This is a genomic window from Roseibium hamelinense (assembly GCF_007830545.1).
Lineage (GTDB): Bacteria > Pseudomonadota > Alphaproteobacteria > Rhizobiales > Stappiaceae > Roseibium > Roseibium hamelinense.
Genome location: NZ_VLLF01000014.1, coordinates 21,838 through 40,468, shown reverse-complemented (window position 1 = coordinate 40,468; position 18,631 = coordinate 21,838). Strand labels below are relative to the sequence as shown.

Here is an 18,631-nt window from a genome sequence, read left to right as displayed (position 1 = left end):
TGATTGGGTTTGTTAGGTTCCAATCGGACAAGCTTGCTGTGAAGAAAGCTGCACAATGACTGCCTGCCCGTGCAAAAAACTGCACTGTTACAGGAACCAATTCGTTTTTTGGCTTGGCCACCGCAGTCCCGATCAAGCGTTTTTGGCGATTTTCTGTAGCGAAAGCGAAACCATTTCCCACCCATTCTTAGGGGAGATGCGTTTTTTGTGCAGATAAATGAGAATTGACCGTTCGGCCTAGTTCCCCCACGTTTAGGCTGGACTTATTGTCGGGAACGGCACCTAAACTGCGTGGCAACGCGCCGCAAGGGTAGATATGTAGTCTGCTATTCCCATGCGGTTTGTCAAAGCGGAGCAGGCAAAAGACGGAGGTTTGTGTGCCAGCCATTATTAAACCAACTCGGCTTTCTGTTGCACACCAAACAGAGCCCACAAGACAGGGTGCTCTGACGACCGTCTCGGCCTACGCGCTGTTCGATTTTTCAGACCCAAATCGGCTGCTTACGGAACAGGCTTTGTGGCCTATGGTTACTGAGCAAATGCCCAACGGCGCAGTATTTGACAAGGGGCAATTAAAACCGAAAGCGGAACTGATTGTGGCTGGTTGCGCACTGTCGCCCGCCGCCGATGAGCCAATCGAGGCGACGCGTGTGACGGTTCGTTTTCAGGGGTTTGAAAAAACACTTGCAGTTTTCGGTGACCGGTTCTGGCGGCTGACGGATCAGGGCATCCAAATGTCGCGTCCGATACCCTTTAGTGCGATGCCAATAGGAGACGTTCAAGCCTTCGGCGCGCCAGGATATGGTCCAAATGCCCGCGGAAAGGGACATGGAGCGCGGAAGTTGGTTGACGCGGGATACGATGCGCCTCTGCCGAACGTTGAGGATGCTCGGGTCCTGATTAAATCGGTCGATGACACACCGCCACCCGCGCATTTTGGGCCGCTGCCCGCCGATGATGCTCAACGTTTACGATACCTTGGAACTTATGATCAGAACTGGGTGAAGAACGTCTCTCCATTAAAGCCTGCCGATTTCAATCCGCTTTATCATTGCGAGGCTCCCGAGGAGCAGCGCTTTGGCGAGTTTTTTGAAGGAGGTGAGACTTTCTCGGTGTTCGGAATGTCGCGTGGAACCGGTCAAACAGGCGGCGTGCTGCCCCGGTTGCGTGCGCGATGTTTCTATCACGATGTTGTCAAGGACGAATTTATAGAAACAACGATGCGTTGTGACACCGTTACGCTGTTTCCAAATGTCGACAAGGCGACCTTGGCGTTTCGGGGTCTTGTCCGTGGTACTGACCGGTTCGCCGAGGATATCGGAACAATTATGGTAGCGCTTGAAGCTGCCGATCAGTCAAAACGGGAGCCTGCTTACTATTTCGATGTATTTCAAAAACGCACGTCAAAAGTAGACGCGCACAAATATGCCCTTGCTGACTATCAGTTGATGCCAGAGCGCGACCCGGCTGAGATAAGCGCGAAAAGGCGGGCGAAGCTTGAAAAGGCAAAAGAGGAACGGGACCGGTTTCTGGCCAATCAGGATTGGGCAGCCAGAAAGAACCTTGAGGACGAAGGGTTGCCGTCCGATCTGATTCCACCGCCCAATACCGAAATCATCGACGATTTGCCCTTGGTAGGCCTGCCAACTCAAGAAGAACTTGAAACGGGCGATCTGGATCTTGCCGAGCTGTTGGACGACATGAAAACGCTCGAAGATGCGCTGCTGGAAAAGCGGGACCGGGAGATGGCGCGGGCTGAACTTCAACGTCGTGCGATTGTCGAAGCGTCTCCGGCAGGTCTTTTGCCGGAGCACGCGAAAAAACCGATTGTCGACGATGAGCATCTGGCACGTTTTTCGGACGTCGAACTTGAACCTCAGTTGATCGATGGGCTCGATTCCGTAGCCGAACAGATGGAAGCTGCAAAAGGGGGGATCCAGCTTCCAGATAGCGTTGAAGGTTCGAAAACAGATGAACTGAATGCGCTCTTGCAGGCTGCATTTGACGATATTGAAAACGACCACGGCCTTGATGCGGACGCGGTTGAAGAGCATTACCGCAAGGCCGTGGCAAGGGTCCTGCGGGAGCCGGAAGGCTCGTTGCTCTACGATGCGCGCAAGGCACTTGGCGAGACGGATTTGTCGGCGCTAGATGCGCTCGAAAACGACGAAGTCCGCCCGCCGGATCTGGTAGACGAAACGCTTCGGGAGCTGATTGCCTCATCCGGAGCTGACCCCAGTCCTGCGGAACCAAGCAAAAAGCAGGACATCACGAGCCTCACCCGGGCGGATCTGTTGCCGGACAATCCTTACGCGACCGAAGCTGAAAAAGCGCGGAATGAGGAAATGGTATCGCAGGTCGAAGATGCCCTGCGGTCGATCGAAAGCCCGTTGATCCCGAAAGAGGAAGGGGCCGATGTCATTGCTGGCCTCATGCAGCGGGTTGGCGAAATCAAACCGGCGAAAGTTCCGGATTACGAAGGAATGTCTCCCGGAGAAATTGCACGTTCCTCGCTAGAGGACACGCAGCAGCGAATGGACGAAGCGGAAGAGCAAATCGAAGACGGTATGCTTGTTGCGCGGCAACAGTCGCCAGCGCCGATTTTCCCGCTTGAAGAGTTGCCTGAAGGTGTCCCTGCGCGGGTAGGTGATTTTGTTAAGGCCAAGCGGAACGAGGGCCACGATTTCAAGGGAGCTGACTTGGCCGGCGCAGACTTGCGCGGCATGGATTTCAGTGGTCAGAATCTGGCCAATACGTTCTTCGAAAACTGCGACCTGACCGGAGCCGATTTTTCTGGTTCCATTCTTAATGGTGCCGTCTTTTCGGGTGCCTGCCTGGATCAGGCCAATCTGTCCCATACAAAGATGGTGAAGACAAATCTCAGTCAGGCAACGTTGCGCAATACCATCCTCGATGGCGCGGTTCTGGACGACAACGTCATCATCCGGTCAGATTTGAGTGGGGTAAGGGCGGACGGGGCCGATCTCACCCAGGTCCGACTCATTGAATGTACACTTGACGCGGCTGCGTTCACGTCTTGCAATCTATCGGACATTCAGATTGTTTCTGGATCAGCCGACGGATTTAGTGCCAAAGGCTGCCGGATTGAGCGGACAATGTTTGTCACGATCAAGCTGGGCGCAGCGGACTTTTCCAAGAGTTCGCTTGAGCGTGTCGGCTTTACTGAAATCTCTGCAGCTGGTTCATCTTTTTCCGGCGCCAGTTTGGTTTCGGTCGGATTTTTAGGCGATAGCGACCTCACGCAGTCTGATTTCACTGGGGTCAAAGCGGTAGAATCATCCTGGAACACCGCGCGGATGGGAGAGTCGTGTTTCTTGCGAGCTGAATGCAATTCTTGCTTTTTCAATGCGTGCAAGCTCGAAGCGACGGATTTCAGGCTCTCTTATTTTCAAAATAGTCTGTTTGGAAAATCAGTACTTACAGACAGCGACTTTTTCGGCGCCCATCTTTTTGCGGCAGCTCTCACAGGCGTTGATTTGCGGCGCTGTTCCATGCGCTCGGCAAACCTTTATGCCGCCAATCTTCTGGAGGCCAAGCTGGCGAGCTGCGATTTTACCGGAGCCAACTTGGCACTTACCATGCTGGAGCAACCCACTCATGCCTAAGTTGCCCCCGAAAAAACCGATTACGCTTGAAGATGTGCTCGCGTTTCAACAGCACGAGCAGCCTATGCTTGTGCGGGATGCGTCTGGACTGAGCTTCGCGGGACTTGATTTACGCAAAGTCCGCTTCATCGAATGCGATTTGACTGGATGTGATTTTACAAACACAGATTTGCGGGGCGCGCAAATCGTGTCCTGTAAAATGGACGGGGCCAAATTGAGCGGGGCGTTACTCAAGGATGCTCAACTGGTCAGTTGCGAAATTCCGGGATTAGAGCTCAACGATACAGAGCTCGAAAGGCTGCAATTTGTAACGAGCAATGCATCCGGCGGCAGTTTGAAAGGTAGCCGTATTTCGGAAACGTCATTGGCAAAGGTTGATCTCACGGGATCCGATCTTTCTGAGGTTGCCTTCTACCGCACAGTCGCGCTGTCCTGTGAGGTTGAGAACATGTCGTTGGCAAACTCTGTTTTGTCGAACTTCATGCTCACCGAAGCCGATCTTCGGAGTGTCGATATCTCAGGTGCGCATATCGACATAGGGTTGTTCGCAGACGCTAACCTATCGGGCAAAGATCTTTCCAACCAATCCTGGCAGCACTGCACGTTCCACAAAGGCGTATTCCAGAATACGAAGCTTGATGGTGCGGTGGTCAGTGCGTCGGTATTTGCCGAGTGTGATTTTGCAGGCGCTTCTATGCGGGGTCTGACGGGGCAAGCCACCGGCTTCACGAAAAGCAAGCTGGATGGCGTTGATTTGAGCGGCAGCACGCTGCCCATGGCAAACTTTGCTGGTGCGAGCTTGTCGGGGGCAAAGCTAAACGGGTCGCAGCTCTATTCGGCGGTTTTCCAGGAGGCGGATTGCCGTGCTGTGTTGTTTGAACAGTGTGATCTGCGGCTTGCAGAAATGTCTCATGCTGATCTGTCTGCGGCATCCCTTTCGGCAAGCACTTTCTCAAATACCAAACTTCATGCCGTGAAACTCGACAAAACAGTGATGCTCGGCACATCCGGATCGACAATTGACACCGATACTGATCGGGCGATTGCGGAACTCTACCGGCCGGAACGGGTCGAACTTGATGCTGATATGTCCGCGCGAAATGGGGGGCTGTGATGCCACTAGTCAATTCTCAAGGGCCGATCCCCGGCATGGATTTTTCGGTTCCGGATATTTATCTGCAGGCGACGCCTGTTGGCCCAGTTCCAATCCCCTTGTTCTCGATGGGTTTCCGCGTCACCGAGATCCCGACCTGCTTCCGTTCTCTAATTATGTGCATGCCAGCTCATAACATGACGAACCTCGCGCCGGTGACCGTTAGTGGTCCTGGGCCGGGTGTTGCGTCAGGCATGGTTTGCTCAAACAGCCGAAACGTTAAAGGGTCCACCAAACTGTTTTTGCAGTGCATGCCTGCGACCCGCGCGCTTTTGGACCCGACGCTGCAAAACGGCGTATCGCCAAATTCCGTCGGCACGACACTCGTGCCATCCCAAATTCGCATGCTGAACCCCAGCCTGTAGGCTTTGTTCTCGGAGTATATGTCGCCATGAATAACAAAGTTCCGCACAACAAGCTTTATCTGACGCTGCCTGGCAAATCTCGGGACGATGTCTATGTTGAAGCAATCCATGGACATGAAGCGCTTAACCGAAACTACCAGTTCGCGGTGGATGTGATGTCCGCTGATGCGGTCAATCTGAACGACATGATCGGAAAATCCGCAACGCTCGAAATCGAAGTTGGTGACGAAAAGGTGAAACTCATCGGCGTCGTTGGGCATGCTGAAACCCGGGACCCGACCCCCAAACAAGAGTTTTGCTTTCGGGTTGTTCTGGAACCGGAGCTCGCGATGCTGCGGCACAGCGCTCAAAATCAGGTCTACGGTACGGACAAGGATGTTACGGTAGTCGATATCCTGACCGGTGAACTGAATGATGCGAACAAATCGTCATCGAACACCTCGGCCAGTAGAGTGGCCCGGCAAATTCAGCATGACATGCTGCCGAACGCCGGGGACTACCCGATGCTGGACTTTGTCATGCAATACCGTGAAACCGACGCAAACTTTATCAACCGCCTATGCGAACGCTTCGGGATTTTTTATTCCTTCGATCACTCGGGTAACCGGGAGAAAGTCGTTTTTGGCGACCGGAAGGAACACTTCCAAAAACTGTCCGGTCAGAGCATTAGCGATAAGCTGCCGTTCCGTAGCAAACAACAGGTACGCGGCGTCGGCGAATTTGGAATTTGGTCGTTCAATGCCAGATACGAAACCCAGAGTGGGACAGTCGATTTGCGGGAGTATAATCCGGCAACTCCGAAGGTATCGTTGTCTGTCACCGAAAATGCCAGCTATGAAAGCCAAGGTGTGGTGACGCGGTATGGCGAGAACTACGCCAAGCCTGCAGAAGGACAGTTCATCGCCAAGCGCCGTGTAGAACTGCTTGAGTGCCAGCGCGTTCTATTTCGCGGCGAAAGCAATATCCCAAACCTGCGCCCCGGTGTATTTTTCGAGCTGTCCAACCATCCAATACGGGATTTTGAGGGCCTCTACATTGTCACCGAAGTGACGCACAAATGTGTTGAGACAACGCCACTCGGATTCAGCTCCTCTGATCTGACACCCGAACCCTATTCAAATGAGTTTGTTTGTGTGCCTTTTGACAAAGGTTTCCGGCCAGCGTTGGCAACTCCTAAGCCAATCGTCACCGGATACATGATAGGTTTTATCGACGGTGAGACAGACGGCAAGCGCGCCGAACTGGATTCCGCTGGCCACTATCGCATTCGGGTTATGTGCGAGGAAAGTGGTTTGTCTAAAGGACGTGCCAGCCACTATGTCCGAAAAATGGAGCCCTATGGTGGCGGCGATGGTTACGGATCACATTCGACGCTTTTGGTTGGGACCGAAGTGCTGCTGGCATTCGAAGAGGGAGACCCGGACCGGCCGTTGATTGTCGGGGCTGTTTCGAATGGCGAACACACGAACCCGGTGACAGCGACGAACCGGAACGTGGCGCATCGTACGAGAACAGCATCAGGAATTGTTATGCAAATCAGCGATGGAGCCGCCTGACGCGTGCGCCGCTCCCGATCGGAGGATATGAGATATGGCGAGTACACCGACACTAGATCAACTGGCTGACCAGATTGACGACTGGGAAGCATACAGTTCAACAGATGCGCTCGTTGATGCAGATAGCGGCACGCACTATCAGACGACATACACCTATTTTTATGTGCCAACGGCAGCGAATGACTCGACCCTGACATCGGACGACAGCGGGCTGGGAACATTCCTGCGTCTGGGCGAATACTCGGACATCGAGCAATCGGCCTTTAGCAACAGTGCGCAGGCAAGCTACTATCCGGCGCAGCACATTGCGGACGAATCAGGGGATTCGGTTTATAAAAATGCCGCTGGAGGTGGAAAAGGCATCTTGATGGCCTGCGACGGCCGGATGCTCGTTCGTGTGGGTGAAAAGCTATACATCAATTCCGATGATGCCATTCACATCGAGAGCACAAACAGTACTGTCACAATCACCTCGGGCGATAGTCAGGACATCACCATTTGTGCAGGTGACTCCAGCGATAATAGCAAACGTGGCGATATCACAACGACATCAAAGAAGTACACCAAAGACGTTGACGGCGAGGAGTACACCCGGGTTACGAGCGTCTCCCGCAAGTATTATGAAGCAAACAAATACGACATATACAAAGCAGAACAATACAAAGAGGTCTATGAAAAGACTACTACGATGCAGCACGCCACTAGCCACAAGTTTTTCTATGGCGGTGCCATGTCGATCAAGCTTTCCGGCGAATTCGTATTCACCCTTTCGGTGATCCTAAACATCGAGCCGATTTCAAAAATTACACTCTACGGTGCTAAGTTCGATATCGGGGTTTGGAAGCTAGACGTTTGTTCATGGAAAACCGAGACAAAGGGTGGCCACTTCACAACTAATGGAACGAGTAACTGGGTGTCTGCCGTAAAGACTGATACGAATGCAACGGAAGCCAACACCTCCGCTGTCGAAGTACAAACCAGTGCGACTACAGCAGAAACGTCCGCAGTCGAGACGGAAAGCAAGAGCGTTAAGTCGTTGATCGCTTTCTGGGAGGCCAAGATCGCCAGCACTGCACAGATCTGATGGTTGCAACAGCTGGAGTAGAAAATGCTAAAACAGGACAAGAGCGTCCCAGAGGCGCAAGGTGCAACGGGTCGGCGAATCCGGCAACAAGATATGACCATGTGCACCGCGCATGTGACAGCCCTTGTGACCGAAACCCAAGCGTTGGTCGGACTGCCAGGAGGCGAATCCATCCATGCTGATCAGGCGGCCGGCTGTCTTTTAGCGCCGGCAATAGGCGATATGGTGCTTGTCGCAAGGGGGGACGACGGTGCGTTCATATTGTCCGTGCTGACCAGAGACGCGAACACCCCGGCGGATCTTCGTGTACCCGAAGCAAATCGTGTGCATCTGAGAGCGAATTCGGAGTTGGAGGTAAGCGCGCCAACAGTAAAATTTACTGCTCGCAATCTCAATTTAATCTCTGAAACCCTGACCCAAACGGGGCGCCAGCTGGTCCGGAATTTCTCCAAATCACTGGAAACCGTCGTCGACAAGATTGTCTCAGCACGGACAATCACAACGACAACAGACACGCGGTCAACGGCAGTCAAAGAAGTTGATAGCCTTCAAGCTGGAATTTTGGTTGAGAACATCGATAGCGTCGCGACCCAAAATAGTGAAATTTCTTTGGTGACAGCCTCAGAAGATGTACGGCTAGATGCAAAAAGAGTAAGTGTTGGCTGACCGATAACGGTCGTCTGCGGTTCTGGTGCCGCATTGGGAGGCTGTGGAATAGATGTTGTTGGTGGATGACCGCCTCAAGGCTGCGCGCGAACACGCTGAGGCCGGGCGCCATGATAATGCGGCTTTGTTGTACGAAGGTATTCTGGATGTCGCGCCGGGGCATCCGGAGGCACTTAGCGGGCTCATCGAAATACAGATGGGCAATGGTGATCTTGAAGCGGCTCAAGGTCTTTTAAAACAAGCCAATGCGAGAACCACCAAAGACCCGCGCTTTTTGGCTTTGTCAGCAAAAATACTCATATTAAGTGAGCAGCTAGCAGAGGCGGAAACGCTTGTGGACCAAGCCCTCGCGCTCGATCCAGATCAGAGTGAGGCAGCGCTCCTGAAGGCTGAATTCTTGGCCAAGGCAGGTCGTCTTGAAGAAGCCGAAGCCCTTTTGATTGGCCAAAAAGATAAAAATCCGCAAAATACCGAAATTCTTCAGGGCCTGGCAAAGCTCTATGCCAGTTTTGGATTGTTTGGTCCGGCTTTGAGCCTCGCTCAAGAAGCGCTGTATATTGCTCCAGAAAAGGCTGCATACAATGCGCTGGTTGGGGAAATGCTCAGTCAACTGGGCGATCACACACGGGCGACATCGTTTTTCGAGAAGGCGCATCTGACTGAGCCAAACAATCCCGAATACATGCTTTACGTTGCAGCGAATTCTGCGGCCCTTGGTCAACTGACATCTGCAGTCAAACTTGCAAAACGCGCGACGGTTTTGTTTCCTGATATGGTTCAGGCTTGGCTCTGCTATATCAAGATTATGGCGGAACGGAATGATGCAGTGACCGCTTTACGGGAGTTTGCTCCGGTCGCAAAACGCAGTCAAAGCCGAATTGAGACCACGATTGCGCTGGCCGCAGCCTACCGCCTGGCCGGACATCCGGTTCAAGCGCTCAAGTTGCTCGCCCCCTTGCGTCAAAATGTGGAAAAACTGCCCAAGACGGCTCAAAATCAGCTTCGTGGATTGCTCAGAGACTGTTTCTTGATCACCGGTCAAGTTGATGAGGTTGCACAGACCATTGAAGCGCCCTTACTGGCTCGACTTTTGGGAATCGAGCCCGAAGAGATTTCAAATCCGGAAATTCTCAAGCGCGCTCTGAATGATGCTGTGTTTGTGATAGATCCATCACTATCCAGCCTTGAGTTTATGGTGATCGCGCGATTTTTGTCACAAGTCCGGGCCCTGGAAGATGTCGAACTTGTTGGCCCATCTGCATTCGGGCAGGTTGCCGGACTGTTTGGGTTCCCAAAATATCTTGCGAACGATGTTCCGTCCGAAGCAGCGGTTGCTGGTTCAAAAATATCTTTTCCATGCTCTCACGTGCTGACGCTCCCTCCTGTCGTACGTGGAGAGGTTGCCGCGGCCATCCCGTATCTAAAGGTCAATCCGGATTTGGCTGAAAAATGGCGCACGGCGCTATCTGAGTTTCCGCGACCGTGGGTTGGACTATGCTGGGATGCTTCGGAAACCGGCTTGAAGCTGGACCAACTTCTGCCAAGCCTGCCATTTGGAAAGGGAACGCGGGTCGCTCTTAACTGGGATGAAAGCAGGCACCAATTGAAAGGTGTCGACGGTGTCATCGATGCTGGACGCCATTTCAAGAGCTTGTCGGACCTCGCGGCTTTGATCAGTGTCTTAGATGTTGTTGTCGGTCCAGACAGTCTTGCGCTCCACGCCGCGGGTGCTGCCGGGGTGCCCGGCATATTGATCTATCGCTTCAACCGGCCTTGGTATTGGGTCGCGGAAGATGATCATTCTCTTTGGTACCCTTCAGTCGAAACTGTCGGAACAGATCGCGCAGCGCCTTGGAGCGATGTGATGGAGGAGATCTCTGGCTCTTTGCTATCGAGCTTTTCCGGCAAACTCGGAAAGACTTCCTTTTTACATACGGAGCATGAAGGCTGATGGCATCGTGGACACCGCCAAAACGGGAACCGGATCCTTTGCGCGCAGCGATTTATGACTATCTGCGTAATCGGACTCCGCAAGTATATCTTGAGCAGTCCAACGGACCACGTGCGCTGGGCCGAAGTACGGAAACCATGAGCACGGGACATCCGCTAACGATTGATCTAACGATTGCACCGGTAGGCGTCGAGACTGGTTCAGGCCGAGAGGTGATTGTATTTGATGTGTCCGGTCAGGTTGCGGAGCGTGACGGCGGATATTCGGTCGCGGGGCAGGTGATTTTGGATCGAGAAACGCTTGCGTTCTTGAAAATTCATGCAACGCCGACAAAGGTCAATATTTTGAGGTGAAGCAATGGCTGAAGAAAATGGACAAAACGACCATGGAATAAAGTCATTTTCTGTCGGCCTCGGTGACGGCTCGGCTCCCAAAAAGCCAATGGCCCCGCCGCCTGCTTATCGTATCTTAATCGCGGGTGACTTTGGGACATTGAAAAAAGATGTCCACGAAGTCTCCGGGATGGACATTTCCGAAATCCTGTTACTCTTGGCTCCCAAAATTGAGGTGATTGCTGAAAACACCCTAGGATCCTTTCCGACGCGTTTAGCTGAAACCTTTGCCCTTGAGCGGCCACGCGATCTGCGACCGCGGACGCTTTTTGAGAAGATGGCGTTTGTTTCCGACGCACGTGAAGCGTTCTCGGCGGCGCAAATCGAAGGAAACAGCCGTTTTGATCGGTTGCGCACAATTGCAGAAGCTGCCGATAACCAGCACCACAAACGCTCTTCAACCGACAGGGACCCAAGGCAGGCAGGTGTATCGCCTGCATCTGACAAGACGGACGACGGATTGGACGGACTATTTTCCATGGTCGATACAGGGCGTTCAGCGCCCTCGGCGGATCAATCTCAAGACTTGGCCAAACAGGCAGTTGGAGCGTTTGTTTCAGAATCTTTGGGGAAGGGCGCCAAACAAAGGTCTGACAAGGAAACAGGCAGGCCGCAAACGACTGATTTGGAAGATGCTCTCACACTTCAGGCGAGTGTTTTCCTGAAAGATGATCGATTTGGGCAGGTTTTTGAAAACTGGCTGGCTTTGCGTTTGCTCCTTGCAAATTTGCCGCGCGATTCGGAGGTGCGTCTCTTCTTGTGCCAAGTGTCGCGCACCGCAAGTGCTGACGAACTGAAGGCTGCGCTTGTGGAGGCAGAACGCGGACTCTCAAGTTCCGCATTTGACGTTATCCTTGCTGCAAATCGCCAATCGATTGTTGCTCCTGATGTCGCAAATCTTAAGACGATTGCATCCTTAGCCCAGGAACATGCCAGCTGTGTGCTGGCAACGCTCCTGCCATCATTTGCCGGAGTTTCTGAAACCGAATTGGCGCGTATGGATGCACCGCACCAGATTTTGGATGGCGACGCATTTGCTGCCTTTAAGAGCCTCAGGAGTTCTGCTGCGAGCGCCAGCGTCGCGCTATTTTGGAACGACGGATGTGTGGTGCCGGGAGAGGACGGTATGCCGGCTTTCTTTGCACCCGCAGCTTGGTTGGCGTTGATTGCGATCTTGAGGGCCGAAGCCGAAGATCAGTGGCCGCGCCTTCCAACTGGCGTTCGCTATGATTTTGATCGGCTGGAGCTGTGCGAGCATGTGCAAGGGGCGACGGAAGTGGCCAGTGTTTGCCGGACCGTGCCGTCGCCGGATGCATCAGATGGACTATCGCGGGTGGGTATTACTTGCGTCGAAGGTCAGGCAAATCGCATCAGTGTGTTCTTCCGGGGAGCGCCAATCCTGAAGGAGGTCGCCGCCGATGCCGCCGAAGGGCGCGGCAGTCTGGATCGCGCCCTGGCATTGGCTCGATTGAATACGTTGTTGCAGATTGGCTTTCGAACTGCGGCACCGCGCTCGGATGATCCAGATGGTTCTGCCCGGGATCTTGGCAGTTATTTCGCCGGCGTTTCGGACGGCCTCGGCGGACGCGTTCAATTTGAGGTCTCATCGGCTACGGATGAAGACGGGGATGCTGTGCTTGATATTGATGCCACGGTTCGCTCATCCCATGGCACCCCTTATGCCGTCGGATTCCGGATCCAGATATAGCCGTTGGATGTTTATACAGGACGGAACCAAGACGGGAGCCATGCTCTTCCAAGCGACTGTTTGTTGGCTGACGAAAAGCCGTCAACAAACTCTCTGACGGTTGTTGTCCTGTCATGATCATTGAGTGCCAAACCGCTGCATATTGTGCGCCACTGCGCGTCGTTCACACTGTTGATGCGCCCGGGGGTAGCATTTGCTTCAAGAGCTTCAAGTGCGTTTTTGGGACCAAACGGACGAACGCCGGCTAACATAAGGTAAGTTAAGAGCGCGAAGGAGAAAACATCATCGGCCTCACAAGGTTCAGCGCCTTGTAGCCGTTGCGGCGAAGCATAGGCTGGTGTGATAGCGCCTGTTCTGATCAAAATGCGAAGAGTATCTTCTTCCGAAGTACGGATTGAGCGGGCGATGGGGCAGGCGATGTTGAAATCAATCAGTTTTACAGCGCCGGAACTTTCTAGGAATATATTTCCGGGTTTGAGGTCCGAGTGAACGATACCTTTGCCATGGGCAAACGAAAGCGCCGATCCAATATCCTGAACGAGCCGTTCGACGTGGTTGGGTGGAAGCTTTCGTTCCGGTGATTCTCTCAAGAGCGCTGAAAGTGTCCGGCCTTCGAGAAATTCCATAACCATAAAGTGCACCGGCCCCGTGCGGTCCATGTCGTAAACCCGAACGATGTTCGGATGCACAAGATCACGCAAGCGTCGCGCTTCACGGTGCATTAGCGATATAAAATCCGGGTCAACGTCTTCGCCTGCAACCATGAGCTTGATGGCAACGATTGCTGTCGAAAGCCCTGCCTTCCGGGCAACGAGATCCATTGCCTTGAAGACTTGAGATTGTCCGCCAGAGCCTATCTCTTTTAGAAGAAGAAACCTGCTCTTCAGAACCCAGCCGGGAGATGGCGGGCCATCGGGCAGGCCGGTGCACTTTTCTGGGTGAAAGCCATAAGCCCGTGGATCAATCTTGAGTGCCATGGTCACGATCCAATCCAGACAATCACAAATGTGATGTCGTCATTGGACCCGCCTCGCACCGCCTCTGCAAGCAGCCTGTCTGCGGTGTTTGTCCCGCCTTGCTTCAAAGTGTCGGCAATCTGGGTTTCGCTCACGCCTTTGATCAACCCATCAGTACACAAGACGAATGCATCGCCAGTACTGAGTTCAATGGTCCTACAGTCAAGTTGGAGAGCATCCGCGGCACCAATTGCACGTACCAGGTGACCGGCATCATCGGCATGGTCTTCCGAGATGAGAAACAAGTGGTTGCCGCGCAAGAGATAGAGCCGACTGTCCCCTGCCCATATGCAGGTAGCGAATTTGTCCTGGATTAACAAACAGGTGACAGTGGTGCCCGAGATATCGTTTTCGGGGGCCGCCAGATAGCTGTCAAACAGGCTTTTGTTTGCGCGCAGAAGCGCGCCTTCGATCATAGCAACGTCTTCGACGCCCCGTCCTGTAAGAACGCTGCCAACATTCGCGATCTCGCTAACGGCCATTTGACTGGCAACATGGCCGTCCCGGTGGCCACCCATGCCGTCAGCGACAGCAAATAAGCATTTGTCTCCAAGAACCAGATAAGAATCTTCGTTTCGATGATGACGCAAACCCTGATGGGTAATTGCCTCTGCAAGAACGGTTGGTTTCGGCGACATGTTAGGGCGTTACCCGTCAAGTGGTTGCACCGAGTGGCAATTGACTAGCGGTGTTCGAATCATGACATTAGCTGAAACCTGGGTGTTCATCACGCGGTCTCCAACCTGAATTCATCCAGTCTCCAGAAAAAAACGCCGCGGTCTGCTTTCCAGTTGGCAGCCCCAATGAAACGCACAGTTCGGGTGCCCGCGTTTCGGTCCCCTCATGCCACCAATAACAGTTGCTCGGAGACTTGCCCTGCATTGATGCTTGCTGCCAAGAGACAGCCCCGCTCAAATCCTGTGGCTGCGCTTCCAAGGCGGCCACAGTCAGCGCGATAGCAAACTCATCGCTCACAGGTTTTGGAAGCTCATACCGGAACTTTGTTGGTTTCTCGGTAATCCCCTGGCGCAGTGCCTTCGCTTCCTCCCCCAAGATGGCAACAAACTCTCTTCGGTTGAAGCCGCCATCCAGAAAAATCAGAAGGTCGCGTTCAATCCGATCCATAATCTGATCAACACTGCGGGTCAGACCCGGTGGAAGGCTTTCAGCCTCTGCGGATATCAAAACCGCAAATGGAAACTCGCGGCCAAAAGTATCTACAGAGGCTGCAAGTATGCCGATCCAGACCTGATCATCAAGATGCCCAGGACCAAGAGCGAAACGCCAAATCGGTCCCTGCAGAAACGTATGTTTCCAGGTGTTCGGTTGTAGGGTTTTTGCCTCGTGCATCCAGCTCGCCATCACTTGGGCCCAACGATCCGTTACCCGCGCAGGCAGACCGTCAAAGAGAAAGTCCCTGTCGTGCGGCCGTTTTCCGAAGTATCCGCAAGCTAACATGAATTGACCCCTCTTAGCCTGCTGTGAAAACGCAACCCCTTTTCAGACGCTGTTATTTTGGCCAACGGCACGTTTATAGAGAAGGCGGGCATCTAAACTCTGTATAAAGCCCCAAATTGAACGGATTGACAACGCTGGAGGCGGTCAGTCTGTACGTTGCCTTCGCCTCTTCCATCTCTATCGAGAAGTCAAACCGGTCACGACCAAGGACCCTCGACAGTCCCGACGCCGACAACACCCGGAAGATCGCCCAAGTGCCTGTTTTTTCGAGCGTGTTCTTCTGGTTGTCGAGTAAGGTGATGCTGATTTCTGCCGTGCTGCCCTCGAGCTGGCTCGGCCATGAGAAATCCTGCGCGCGCTCTGGGCCGTGGCGGTAGACGATTTGATCGTCATCGATCTTGAAAGTTGACCGCAGCGCCTTCGGATCAAGGAAGGTCGGGATAATGGTAAATTTCGCTTCCGGGCTTGTCCCGGATTTGCCGAAAAAGGCATCCTTTATCGTTTGGGCTCGCGAAAGCTGGGTAAGCGAAGTTTGTGCAATACCAAGGCCGCTGCCTTGTGTTTGGATTTCGGTCAACTGCCGACCACGCTTGACGATGAACGGATCAAGATAGTCCTTGTAGAAGGCATCAATCGCGCCAGCGGGGCCGAGAAGATCGGTAAAGTCCTGAAGACTGACATCTTCTTCCGAGCTCGGCGTGAAAGGATATCGGCCCGCCATGATATCGTTACAGACCGGTAAAACCTCATCTTGCCAGCGGGTATTGATGAAAAGATAAGCGGATTGGTTCAGCAGTTCCCAGGTCCGATTAACGGTCGACAAGACAAGAGATCTGACCGGTTCAGGCTGAATGGCTGCTTCTGAGCGCAAGGTCGTAAAGGAATCATTCCGCGGGGATTGGGCCCGCCCTTTTACAAAATCGAACGCTGCGCTGTTCGGATCCGGGGCGGTCACCACACCAGATACGTTTCCATAAAGATCACCGAACAGCTGCTGCACCTTGTCCAACGTCGCCTGACCGTTCGTGGGATCAACAAGGTTGTTGAGGGGTCTAAACGCGTCCTCGATTTCGAGTCCCGGCCAGGGTGCTTTACCGAATGCCGTCTCGACTGCCGACTTCTGTGCTGCTTCGCTTGCTGAAGCGACAAGGCCACCAGTGATCCCGCTAGCGGCGGCCGGAGCGGCATTGGCTGCCGCGTCCGCCGCCTGATTGGACTGGGAGCCCGGTAGAGGGAGTTGTGTATTTTCGCGTAACACGTTTAGAACATTGGTCAGCGGAGAGCTCGGGCTAGACAGTTCCTGTAGAACGATCTGCGCGCGGCCGAGCGAGCCGATTTCCACCACCCGAATATAGGCGACCCCTTCTCTCCAATTGGAGATGTAGTCTTCCGTGTAAAGCTTGACGATTTGGCTGGCTATTCGGTTGTAGGTTGCCTCTGGCATGCCTTCGCTGCCCATGACCCAATCGGAACCGGTGGACGCACGGATGTATTCGGGCAGGCGGGTCAGGAAGAAGTTATACAGCCCATTCTTTGTATAAATTCCTGGAATAATTGATCGCCCACCGCCAACGGCAGTATCGACATAAAGTGATCCGGAGCCGAGGGTCCGGACAATGTTGATCGGTGCAAGCTGATAGCGCTGGGCCGCATCGCGGACCATTCGATTGTAGATGTCGGTTGCTTGCGGGACTTGTTGGATCCGGGTGCGTGCTGCATCAACAATCGGTGCGTCGGCAGCGGTTGTCACCGGAAGCAGCGCCAACAGCGCATCCATATGTTGCTGCATGTCGCCGCGGTTTTCCGGATTTAAAATAAAGGCTGCTTCTGTTTGCGACCGAAGCGCGGTGCGGACCTTGCTGGCATCATAGTTTTCGCCTGTCGTCAGCATGAGGTATGTTTCAAGCTGATCCCGCAGTAAGCCGCTGTTGCTATCGGGTGCATTCGACACTAGCTGTATTTGTGCAGCAAGTCGGGATGTGACCGCTGGAAGCAGGTATCCGGTCAAGTAGGAATCGTAAGTCTTTTCTGCAGCGGGATAAAGTGTCGATTGCGCCTCAATGCTTATTGGAGTGGCCGTCAGCCAGTTATTTTCTTCCTCAATTTCATTTCGAAGATCACGCGCAGCGTTCAGTGTCGGCAGTATTCCGATTAAAGACCGGTTCCGGTCGGCGTCGTTCCGACGCACTTCCACACGCTGTGCATATTCTTCCACTTTTTCGGCAGTTTGATTAGCGTGGCCGAGACCGGCAAGCCAATAGGCAGACAGTCCGATGACAACAGCCGCCGCAGCTGCAATGCCGCCGCCATACATTGCCGCCAACCGCCGTTCCAGACGACTGTTTCGGCCAACAAGATTTTGTTCAGCAAAAACAATGTTCTTTAAGAGGTCCTTGATGAAAAACGCCTTGCCTTGTCCGCTCAGAGGCAACTGCTGAGTAGGCGCAAGCGAGAAGTTGCGCCCCATTGCTCCAAGCAGTCGATCAACAGGGGTCCCTTCTTGTGTGCCTGACGTGAAATAAACCCCGCGCAGCAGAGGTTGGGCTTCGTACCGACTGGCACGAAACACGTCGGACAAAAAGCTCCTGAGGACTTGCGCTAGGCTGCCAAACTCGTGCGGAAAGCCATAAATTCGGCAACGTCGGCTGTTGTTTCTCTCTTCTGCCAGCAGATCCGGGATTTGTTTTTCTAACCGGGCAACCAAATCAACGAAGCCAGCCTCGAAAGCCGGGCCAACCGTGATTTGTTTTTCGTCATATGGAAACGTGACACCCCAGACTTGCTCGCGGTCTTTTTCCTTAAGGCTGTCAAAATACTCATCGAAGCCCGCAACCAGGTCGCATTTGGAAAAAGTTACATAGACAGGCAAACGCATGCCGAACGACCGGTGAAGCTCTCTTAAGCGCTGACGCAGAATATCGGCCTGGCGCGTCCGTTCTGCTTCATCCGACTGGGCGATATCTGCGATGCTGACGGTAAGGATGACACCGTTCACCGGCCGGCGCTTTCGCGATTGACGCAGCAGATCCAGAAAACCGTTCCATGCCGCGGCATCGATACCTTGGTTTACATCCTGGGTCGTATAGCGCCCGGCGGTATCGATGAGGACGGCTTCGTTCGAAATCCACCAATCGCAGTTCCGGGTTCCTCCAATCCCTTGGATGGCTTCCTGGCCTTCATCGCTCAGAGGAAATTCAAGGCCCGAATTGCGAAGAATAGTGGTTTTGCCAGTTCCCGGGGGGCCAATAAGTATGTACCAGGGCAACTCAAACAGAAAGTTGCGGTTCTTCTTTCCGTCCAGCGGATTGTCACGCAGCTTTTTGAGCGCAGCTTCAAAGCGCTCCCGGATCAATTCAACTTCGTCGGCTGATTTATCCGGTCCAAGCGATACCAGCTCGTCATTGGCGAGCATGGAATTGATGAGCTTGGCATTCGCGCGTCGCGCAAGCCAATGCCGGAGGAAGGTGATTAGAAAAAAGAGAACAAAAATCCCGACGATAACCGCGATACGGGCTTGCTCAGAACGAAGCGGCGCTACACCAGACAGCGATAGTGAACCGCCGAAGAAGTAGATGGCGAGGGACAGCAGGATCAGGAAGAAAAAGATCAGCAGGCTGGCTGGCCGTAGGAGGCTTAAGAAATAGGTACGCAGCATT

Annotated in this window: 13 protein-coding genes; 9 read left to right on the top strand and 4 right to left on the bottom strand. The window is 53.5% G+C overall.

What is annotated here, in order from left to right:
* Positions 1–377: 377 nt before the first annotated feature.
* The 9 genes from JM93_RS21110 to JM93_RS21070 are packed head-to-tail and all read left to right on the top strand — an operon-like array spanning position 378 to position 12,501.
* Positions 378–3,626: a DUF2169 family type VI secretion system accessory protein gene (locus JM93_RS21110; RefSeq protein WP_145347606.1), complete on the top strand. Its 3,249-nt coding sequence runs from the start codon at positions 378–380 to the stop codon at positions 3,624–3,626.
* On the top strand, positions 3,619–4,740 hold the full coding sequence (locus tag JM93_RS21105) for a pentapeptide repeat-containing protein (RefSeq protein WP_170230790.1): 1,122 nt from the start codon (positions 3,619–3,621) through the stop codon (positions 4,738–4,740). The genes JM93_RS21110 and JM93_RS21105 overlap by 8 nt, the downstream gene beginning before the upstream one ends.
* Positions 4,740–5,144, top strand: coding sequence for a PAAR-like domain-containing protein (locus JM93_RS21100; protein WP_145347602.1), 405 nt, complete (start codon positions 4,740–4,742; stop codon positions 5,142–5,144). Before JM93_RS21105 ends, JM93_RS21100 begins: the two co-directional genes overlap by 1 nt.
* Positions 5,145–5,170: 26 nt before the next feature.
* Positions 5,171–6,700 carry a type VI secretion system Vgr family protein gene (locus JM93_RS21095; protein WP_145347600.1) on the top strand — a complete coding sequence of 510 codons (1,530 nt, stop codon included), beginning with the start codon at positions 5,171–5,173 and terminating at the stop codon, positions 6,698–6,700.
* 34 nt (positions 6,701–6,734) lie between these two features.
* A complete protein-coding gene (locus tag JM93_RS21090; protein WP_145347598.1) occupies positions 6,735–7,784 on the top strand; it encodes a hypothetical protein in 1,050 nt (349 codons plus the stop codon).
* Between the two features lie 24 nt (positions 7,785–7,808).
* Positions 7,809–8,450 (top strand): DUF3540 domain-containing protein, encoded by a 642-nt coding sequence (locus JM93_RS21085; protein ID WP_145347596.1) that lies wholly within the window; start codon positions 7,809–7,811, stop codon positions 8,448–8,450.
* Between the two features lie 52 nt (positions 8,451–8,502).
* On the top strand, positions 8,503–10,401 hold the full coding sequence (locus tag JM93_RS21080; protein ID WP_145347594.1) for a tetratricopeptide repeat protein: 1,899 nt from the start codon (positions 8,503–8,505) through the stop codon (positions 10,399–10,401).
* On the top strand, positions 10,401–10,754 hold the full coding sequence (locus tag JM93_RS21075; protein ID WP_145347592.1) for a hypothetical protein: 354 nt from the start codon (positions 10,401–10,403) through the stop codon (positions 10,752–10,754). Before JM93_RS21080 ends, JM93_RS21075 begins: the two co-directional genes overlap by 1 nt.
* Positions 10,755–10,758: 4 nt before the next feature.
* Positions 10,759–12,501, top strand: coding sequence for a hypothetical protein (locus JM93_RS21070; RefSeq protein ID WP_145347590.1), 1,743 nt, complete (start codon positions 10,759–10,761; stop codon positions 12,499–12,501).
* Positions 12,502–12,512: 11 nt separating this feature from the next.
* On the opposite strand, the gene JM93_RS21065 is transcribed toward JM93_RS21070, so the two are convergent.
* The 4 genes from JM93_RS21065 to tssM form a co-directional block, all read right to left on the bottom strand.
* The gene (locus tag JM93_RS21065) at positions 12,513–13,478 is read right to left on the bottom strand and encodes a serine/threonine-protein kinase (protein WP_145347588.1); all 966 of its coding nucleotides are present in this window, start codon (positions 13,476–13,478) and stop codon (positions 12,513–12,515) included.
* 2 nt (positions 13,479–13,480) lie between these two features.
* Positions 13,481–14,155: a PP2C family protein-serine/threonine phosphatase gene (locus JM93_RS21060; RefSeq protein ID WP_145347586.1), complete on the bottom strand. Its 675-nt coding sequence runs from the start codon at positions 14,153–14,155 to the stop codon at positions 13,481–13,483.
* Positions 14,156–14,222: 67 nt separating this feature from the next.
* Entirely contained in the window at positions 14,223–14,975 is a 753-nt protein-coding gene (gene tagF / locus JM93_RS21055) for a type VI secretion system-associated protein TagF (protein ID WP_145347584.1), read from the bottom strand.
* A 73-nt stretch (positions 14,976–15,048) separates the two neighbouring features.
* Complete coding sequence (gene tssM / locus JM93_RS21050) at positions 15,049–18,630, bottom strand: type VI secretion system membrane subunit TssM (RefSeq protein ID WP_145347582.1); 3,582 nt, start codon at positions 18,628–18,630, stop codon at positions 15,049–15,051.
* Position 18,631: the final 1 nt, after the last annotated feature.

Excerpts from the sequence above, each read along its gene's own strand:
- JM93_RS21105 (WP_170230790.1), top strand. The coding sequence starts at position 3,619 with ATGCCTAAGTTGCCCCCGAAAAAACCGATTACGCTTGAAGATGTGCTC.
- JM93_RS21100 (WP_145347602.1), top strand. The coding sequence starts at position 4,740 with ATGCCACTAGTCAATTCTCAAGGGCCGATCCCCGGCATGGATTTTTCG.
- JM93_RS21095 (WP_145347600.1), top strand. The coding sequence starts at position 5,171 with ATGAATAACAAAGTTCCGCACAACAAGCTTTATCTGACGCTGCCTGGC.
- JM93_RS21090 (WP_145347598.1), top strand. The coding sequence starts at position 6,735 with ATGGCGAGTACACCGACACTAGATCAACTGGCTGACCAGATTGACGAC.
- JM93_RS21085 (WP_145347596.1), top strand. The coding sequence starts at position 7,809 with ATGCTAAAACAGGACAAGAGCGTCCCAGAGGCGCAAGGTGCAACGGGT.
- JM93_RS21080 (WP_145347594.1), top strand. The coding sequence starts at position 8,503 with ATGTTGTTGGTGGATGACCGCCTCAAGGCTGCGCGCGAACACGCTGAG.
- JM93_RS21075 (WP_145347592.1), top strand. The coding sequence starts at position 10,401 with ATGGCATCGTGGACACCGCCAAAACGGGAACCGGATCCTTTGCGCGCA.
- JM93_RS21070 (WP_145347590.1), top strand. The coding sequence starts at position 10,759 with ATGGCTGAAGAAAATGGACAAAACGACCATGGAATAAAGTCATTTTCT.
- JM93_RS21065 (WP_145347588.1), bottom strand. The coding sequence starts at position 13,478 with ATGGCACTCAAGATTGATCCACGGGCTTATGGCTTTCACCCAGAAAAG.
- JM93_RS21060 (WP_145347586.1), bottom strand. The coding sequence starts at position 14,155 with ATGTCGCCGAAACCAACCGTTCTTGCAGAGGCAATTACCCATCAGGGT.
- tagF (WP_145347584.1), bottom strand. The coding sequence starts at position 14,975 with ATGTTAGCTTGCGGATACTTCGGAAAACGGCCGCACGACAGGGACTTT.
- tssM (WP_145347582.1), bottom strand. The coding sequence starts at position 18,630 with ATGCTGCGTACCTATTTCTTAAGCCTCCTACGGCCAGCCAGCCTGCTG.